Raw genomic sequence first — 6,707 nt, forward strand, 5'->3', positions numbered from 1 at the left:
ATCTCGGTTGCCGGGTTCCCGGCGGTCAACTCCGACATTCAGCGCCTCCTGACCGCCGACTTCATCCAGCTGGCCGCCTCCACCCTGCTCATCGTGGGCCTGATCCTGGTGCTGCTGCTGCGCGCACTGCTCGCCCCGCTCTACCTGCTGGGCACCGTGGTGCTCAACTACACTGCCTCGCTGGGCATTGGAGTCTTGGTCTTCCAGTGGGGACTCGGTGGTGAAATCGCTTGGCCCGTACCGCTATTGGCGTTCATCATCCTGGTCGCGGTGGGCGCCGACTACAACATGCTCCTGGTGTCGCGGCTCAAGGAGGAATCCACCCGCAACATCCGCGTCGGGGTCCTACGCACCGTGGCCAGCACCGGGTCGGTGATCACCTCGGCCGGCATCATCTTCGCGGTCAGCATGTTGGGCCTGATGGTCGGCTCCATCGCCATCATGATCCAAGCCGGATTCATCATCGGCTGCGGTCTGCTGCTGGACACCTTCGTCGTGCGCACCCTCACCGTCCCCGCCATTGCCGTCCTGCTCCGCGAGGCCAGCTGGTGGCCCCACCGCCCCACCGCCCCATGAAAACGGACCTCATGAACGACCGCGTTGCCTGCGCCTACTCGTCCCGACCTACCGCAGCAGGCGATGTCCGTGTGGGGTCGACGCGGACATCGCTGCGGCGGAACCGGCGTCCACGAGCCGTCCATGTAGCCCTGCTGGCCATCGCTGTGGGCATCGGGGTCGCGACCGCGCCCACTGCGGTCGCCGATGAGGCCGGCTACCTCCAGCGACTTCAGAGCAGGCTGGCGTATCTGACAGCTCAACAACTGCTGACCGAGGGCTACAAGGTGTGCCAGCTGACCCACAGCGGCCATCCATCCTCTGACGCCATTGAGATGGTCTCGAAGGACTTGGCGATATCAGTACCGGCCGCCGTTGAGATCATCGTCGCCGCCGGAGGGGAACTCGGCTGCTGACAGCGGGCCGGGGAACTGCTGCGTGGAAAAGCAAAGCTTCTCGAGAGCTGACGTGGTGGTAGTCCACCACCGCTCGACATGTCGGATGAGTGATGCGCGGCGAAATAGTCAGTGCAGCAACGATTTTGGACACGTAGCCAGCCGACGGCGCAGAAACTCTACAGACTGAACACGTCACCGAACTGGCCGCGTCGCCCAAGCGTGGGCAGCGTGCCCGAGCGGTGCAGTGGCGCGGTCTAGAGAGTGCAGCGGTCGAGGAAGTCGGTGACCGCGGCGGTGAAGGCGTCGTTGTCGTCCCCGGCGATCATGTGACCGGTGCCGGACACGTCGACGGTTTCGGCGTGCGGGACCAGGTGGGTGAACTCCTCGACGGTGGCCTGGGAGACCACGTCGGACAGCAGCCCGCGGACGAGAAGTGTTGGGGCGGTGACGCGTCGGGCTCCGTCAATCAGCAGATGGCTGATCGCGTCGAACTGCTCGGTGCCCGCGGCCGCGCCGTCGCGCAGGAAGTCGAAGTTGGAGTGGACGAACGCCGGGTCCCATCGCCACACCCAGCGACCGTCGGGACGCTGCCTAAGCACCTTGTGCAGGCCGTCGAGGTTCTCGGGGCGCGCGCGATGCGGGTTGTAGGCGGCGATCACCTCGGCGGCATCGCCGAGGGTGGCGAAGCCGTCGGGGTGGGCGGCCATGAACGTCACGACGCGACGGGCACCCTCGAACTCCAACCGCGGGGTGACGTCGACCAGGATCACCGCCGCCCACGACGCCCCGGATGCGAGCAGGTGCGCGCCCAGGGCGGTCATTCCCCCCAGCGATGCGCCGACGACGGCGGGCGGGGTATTGGCGCTGAAGTGGTCACGGACGGCGAGCAGGTCGGTGGCGAGTCGCTCGACGTCGTAGCGCCCGGCCGGATCCCAGTCGCTGTCGCCGTGACCGCGGGTGTCATAGGCCACCACCGAGTATCCGCGCGACTGGAGCCGGCGCGCTGAGGTGGTCCACGCGTGCCGGTTCTGACCGCCGCCGTGCAGGAGGAACACGACGGGACGATCACCGTCGTGGGGGTAGTACTCGGCGGCAAGGGTGATCCCGTCTCCGGTCCGGACCCGATGCTGCACGACCGAAGTCACGATGCGTTGCCTGCGGTGCTCACGATCGTGACGGTGCCCTGCGCGGCGCATACGGCCTTGTGGCCGTTGGTGATGTCGATGCGCGCCACCCCGCTGCGTTTGCCCAGCGACACGATGTCGGCAATGGCGACGCACACCCCGCTGGACACGGGTCTGAGCAGGTTCAACTTGAACTCGGTGGTCGCGACCCACGATCCCGCCGGAATGACGGGGTAGAACACCACCCCGAGACAATGGTCGACCATCGCCGACAAACACCCGCCGTGCAGATTGCCGAACGGGGTCAGCAGGTCCTCGCGGGTATCCATCTCCGCCACCAGCCGACCCGCGGTGAGTGCGGTGTGTCGAAAATTCAGGAACGTCGACAGTCCGCCCGCCGTGTTCGCCGCGTGGAGCAGCTGGTCGGCGATCTGCGCGTCGAAGTGCGCGAACGTCGTGGTCACCATCGTCTGTCAATCCTCGCCTTCTCTGTCATCGGCCGACGGTCGTGCTCCAGCGAAACGCTCGAGCATGTCACCGAACGCGCCGAGGTCGCCGTGGGCGGCGAAGTGCTCGACGTCCACGGCAACGAACATCGCCGTGGCGGTGAAGCGCACGATGCCGTCCTGCCCGATCCCGGTCGCACTGACGTGCAGGGCTCGCCCCTCGCGGCTGTCGACGCGCGCGACGATGCGGTGGGGGTGATGCAACGGCACCGGCACGCGGTAGCCGACGGCCAGGTTGCGGGTGACCGCCGGGGTTCCGACGATCCACAGGGTGAAGCCGAACAAGTCGTCGCACGCCGCGGCGATCGCACCTCCGTGCGCGAGACCCGGTGCCCCGCCGTGCCGTTCGTCGAAAACCAGGTCGGTGTAGACCTGCTGCCCGGATCGGAACACCTCCATCTGCAGGCCGTGGGGATTGTCGGGGCCGCACCCCATGCAGGTGGGAGTGTGCGGCGGCAACCGCACCGGCTCACCGCTCAGCGCCTCGCTCACGGAGTGCTCGATTCTGTAGACGTGTCAATCTGCGATCCGACCGCGGTGATCGCCGACAGCGCCATCGCGGCCTGGCTGGTGCCGAAGACCAGTGCCACCGACAGGCACGACACCCCCAGCGTCCACTTCGGGCTGCCCGTGGGATTGCGGGTGGCCTGCGCGGGAAGGGACGGATCGTCGAGGCCGTCGGACAGGGGCACGGGCTAGACCGGTGCGGCCCACATGATGGGCAGCGACGTAAAGCCCCGGATCGGCCCGGACCGCAGACGACGCGCAGACTCCAGGTCGACCTCCCAGTCGGGCACTTTGTCCAGCAACGCATTCAGGGCGGTCCGAGCCTCCATCCGCGCCAGTGCCGCACCCAGGCAGAAGTGGACACCGCGACCGAAGGCCACCTGGTGTTCGCAGGTGCGATCGATGTCGAACACGTCCGGATCGGGGAAGACACGCTCGTCGCGGTTGGCCGAGCCGAACAGCAGCAGCACCTTCTCTCCGCGGCGCATCGTCGTGTCGTGAAGAACGACGTCACGGGTCAGGGTTCGCGAAAGCCCCTGCGCGGGTGAGTCATAACGCAACAACTCCTCCACCGCCGGTACCAGCAGCGTGCGATCGGCGACCAGTCGGCGACGTGCCTGTCGATGCTGGGCCAGCACGACCGCGGCGTTCCCCAGCAGGTTGGTGGTGGTCTCGTAGCCCGCGACCAGCAGCAGCGCGCAAAAGCCGAGGACCTCCTCGTCGGTGAGCCCGACCCCGTCCACGGTGGCGTTCGCCAACGCCGACATCAGGTCCTCGCGGGGATTGTGGCGGCGGTCGGCGAGGAAATCGGTGAAGTAAGCGTAGATCGACGCGGCCGCGGCCAGCGCGTCGCTGGTGTGACCGTGGGTGACGTCGACCTGCACCAGCTGGCTCGACCACGATCGGAACTGATCATGATCGGTGGCGGGAACGCCCAACAGATCGGCGATCACCGCGGCGGGCAGGATGGCGGCGAAGTCGGTCACGAAATCGGCCGACCCCGACCCCTCGTCGAGGCGTTCGAACAACTCCGCCGCCATCCGCGTGATGGTGGTCTGAAGGCCGGTGACCCTGCGGGGGGTAAACGCCCGGCTCACCAGGGCGCGCAGCTGGTCGTGTCGGGGCGGGTCCATCACGATCATCATCGGCAGAAACGACCCGATGAAGTCCGATCCCGGCGGGGTGGGGAAGATCCCGTCCACCGAGGAGTAGGTGCCGTGATCCAAGGCCGCGGCTTGGACGTCGGCGTGCCGGCTCAACACCCAGGTGTGCGAATCCTGCGCGCGGTATACCGGAGCCGCGTCGCGCAACACGCGGTACGTCGGATAGGGGTCTTCGAGTATCGAGGCGTCGAACGGGTCATACCGCATGGGCACCGCGACCACGAGGACCTCCCACCGCCATGAAGCAAGGGTTTAGACTCGGAGTCTAAACTTGAAGAACGGGATTGGGCAATGCGCAAGATTCCACGTCAGATCGCTGACCGGCTCCCCGCAGCGGCGGACCTGTTCGCCGAAAAAGGGCTCAACGACTCCAAGATCGAGGACGTCGCCGCGGTGACCGGCGTGCCGAAAGCGACGCTGTATTACTACTTCACGGGCAAGGAGGAGATCCTCGCGTATCTACTCGAAGACCTCCTCACCGACATCGCCGATGCTGTGGCGGCGATCGTGCACACCGACGGCACCGGTGCCGAACGCCTCGAACTCGTCATCGGCGCACAACTGCGGGCGATGGCGCAGCGGCCAGCGGTCTGTCGGGCACTCATCGGCGAACTGGGACGCGCGGCCCGGATGCCGGTCATCGCCGAGATGATCAACACCGCCTACCAGCAACCCGTCGAAGCACTGCTGGTCGCAGGCGCCCGCGACGGATCCCTTGTCGCCCAGCCAGATCCACGATCCGCCTCCATGGCGCTGTTCGGCGCGGTCACGATAAACGCCCTCATGTACCTGGTCGCAGACCAGCCTCTCGACGAGACGGTGGTCGCCGGAACCCTTAGAGCCGTCATGTTCGACGGACTACGCCCGCGCCGAGGAGACCGAGCATGAGCACTTACGGCCTCTCGGTCCTCGGCGCGGATCTGCCGTCGTTGGCCCGGACCGCCCAGGCCGCCGACGCGGCCGGGTTCGACGCCGCCTGGGCCTCGGAGTTCTACTCCCGCTCTGGGTCCATCTCCATGGCCGCGATGGCCAACAGCACACAGAACTGCCGGATCGGGTCCTCCATTCTCTACGGGATCGGACGAAGCCCCCTGGTGCTGGCCACCGAAGCACGCGACCTCGACGAACTCTCCGACGGACGACTGGTACTCGGCATCGGCAACGGCACCAAACGGATGATGAGCGACTGGCACGGCGTATCCGACACCGCCGCACCCGCGCTGCGCATGGAAGAACTCGTCGGTCTGCTGCGCCGCATCTGGAACCTGCACGACGGCCCGATCCACCACGACGGCCGCTTCTACACGATGCACCTCACCCCCACCGGTGAGGTACAACCACCCAGCCGCGCGATCCCGATCATCACCGCCGGTGTGCGCCCCCGAATGTGCGAGACAGCGGGCAGGGTGGCCGACGGCCTCGCAGGGCACCCCCTCTTCACCACCACCTACGTCCAGGAAGTCGTCCGGCCCGCCATCGCAAGGGGCGCCGCGTACGCCGACCGCGACCCCAGCGACATCGAAGTCATCTCCATGGTCATGTGCTCGATCCACGAAGACGCCGAGATCGCGAGACGTGAACTTGCGCAACAGATAGCGTTCTACTCTTCGGTCAAGTCCTATGAGATGGTGCTCGACGTTAACGGCTTCGCCGCCGAGGGCAGAACAATCCGGGACGCATTCGGCCGGCGCGATTTCCCAGCGATGTTCGCCGCGGTGTCCGACGAGATGATCGACACCATGGGTGTAGCCGGCACGGCAGAACAAGTCCGCGATGGAATCACCCGCTACGAAGGCGTTCTCGACCACATCATGCTGTACTCGCCGTCGGTCGGCATCACTCCAAAACGCGTGCAGCAGAACCTCGAAAGCCTCATCCGAGAATGCTCACCACACGGGATTGCTCAAGCCGCGCAATAGTGCACACTCGACGCACGTCGTCGCGCCTTCGAGGTTCACAACGGCCCGCTTCCCCTGAAGCACTTGGCTGCAGGAGTCAGAGGCCGACCTCGCAGCAGGCCACACGTTCGGTGAGGAAGAGATCCCCGCTCGCTACGGCTTGACGAGGCCAGACGCAGGCGGCGGACGCGTCGCCGAACCTCGGTGACCGTCCCGCGAGGACGAGCCCGCATTCAGATCAGGCGGGGGTCGCCGTCTTCGTCGAGCACGATGTGCCGATCGCCGCGCTGGAGCGCGTCAAGCGCAAGGTCAATTTCGTGGACGGCGAGATCGGCTATGCGGCTGGGGCCGAGGACGATGATGTGCTCAGCTTGATCAGCGCCACCGCCGGCCGCCAGGCCGACGAACTCGGGGTTGCCGGCAACGACGAACTGCAGATCCCAGCCGATGTGGCGGCCGACCTCACGGGCTCGTCGGTCGAGAGCTTGCACGTCGTCGTCGGTAAGCACGCGATGGCCTTCCCGTCAGGTGTCGTCGGAGTTGTTGCGGCGCAGCG

At 66.6% G+C, this 6,707-nt stretch carries 10 protein-coding genes; 5 read left to right on the forward strand and 5 right to left on the reverse strand.

The window, feature by feature from the left end:
* Window positions 1–576 (forward strand): MMPL family transporter (locus tag ABW137_RS34840; RefSeq protein ID WP_526407371.1); only part of this gene is annotated, 576 nt, incomplete at its 5' end.
* A gap of 11 nt (window positions 577–587) precedes the next feature.
* Window positions 588–971, forward strand: a complete 384-nt coding sequence (locus ABW137_RS34845; protein WP_158083846.1) for a DUF732 domain-containing protein — start codon at window positions 588–590, stop codon at window positions 969–971.
* Between the two features lie 236 nt (window positions 972–1,207).
* On the opposite strand, the gene ABW137_RS34850 is transcribed toward ABW137_RS34845, so the two are convergent.
* From ABW137_RS34850 to ABW137_RS34870, 5 genes are read right to left on the reverse strand one after another with little or no spacing between them, the layout of a single operon-like run.
* A complete protein-coding gene (locus ABW137_RS34850; protein WP_068920419.1) occupies window positions 1,208–2,098 on the reverse strand; it encodes an alpha/beta fold hydrolase in 891 nt (296 codons plus the stop codon).
* Window positions 2,095–2,544 carry a PaaI family thioesterase gene (locus ABW137_RS34855; protein ID WP_068920420.1) on the reverse strand — a complete coding sequence of 150 codons (450 nt, stop codon included), beginning with the start codon at window positions 2,542–2,544 and terminating at the stop codon, window positions 2,095–2,097. The genes ABW137_RS34850 and ABW137_RS34855 overlap by 4 nt, the downstream gene beginning before the upstream one ends.
* A 6-nt stretch (window positions 2,545–2,550) precedes the next feature.
* Window positions 2,551–3,018, reverse strand: coding sequence for a PaaI family thioesterase (locus ABW137_RS34860; RefSeq protein WP_192860469.1), 468 nt, complete (start codon window positions 3,016–3,018; stop codon window positions 2,551–2,553).
* Window positions 3,019–3,071: 53 nt separating this feature from the next.
* The gene (locus ABW137_RS34865; protein WP_068920422.1) at window positions 3,072–3,275 is read right to left on the reverse strand and encodes a hypothetical protein; all 204 of its coding nucleotides are present in this window, start codon (window positions 3,273–3,275) and stop codon (window positions 3,072–3,074) included.
* A gap of 3 nt (window positions 3,276–3,278) precedes the next feature.
* A complete protein-coding gene (locus ABW137_RS34870; protein WP_068920423.1) occupies window positions 3,279–4,475 on the reverse strand; it encodes a cytochrome P450 in 1,197 nt (398 codons plus the stop codon).
* 69 nt (window positions 4,476–4,544) lie between these two features.
* Between ABW137_RS34870 and ABW137_RS34875 the strand changes: the two genes are divergently transcribed.
* The 3 genes from ABW137_RS34875 to ABW137_RS34885 all read left to right on the forward strand — a co-directional run.
* Window positions 4,545–5,141, forward strand: a complete 597-nt coding sequence (locus ABW137_RS34875) for a TetR/AcrR family transcriptional regulator (protein ID WP_068920424.1) — start codon at window positions 4,545–4,547, stop codon at window positions 5,139–5,141.
* Window positions 5,138–6,172: an LLM class flavin-dependent oxidoreductase gene (locus tag ABW137_RS34880; RefSeq protein WP_526407374.1), complete on the forward strand. Its 1,035-nt coding sequence runs from the start codon at window positions 5,138–5,140 to the stop codon at window positions 6,170–6,172. The genes ABW137_RS34875 and ABW137_RS34880 overlap by 4 nt, the downstream gene beginning before the upstream one ends.
* Window positions 6,173–6,423: 251 nt before the next feature.
* A partial coding sequence (locus tag ABW137_RS34885) for a hypothetical protein (protein ID WP_526407376.1) occupies window positions 6,424–6,707 on the forward strand: 284 nt, incomplete at its 3' end.

Source organism: Mycobacterium sp. (genome assembly GCF_040509115.1).
Classification (GTDB): Bacteria; Actinomycetota; Actinomycetes; order Mycobacteriales; family Mycobacteriaceae; genus Mycobacterium.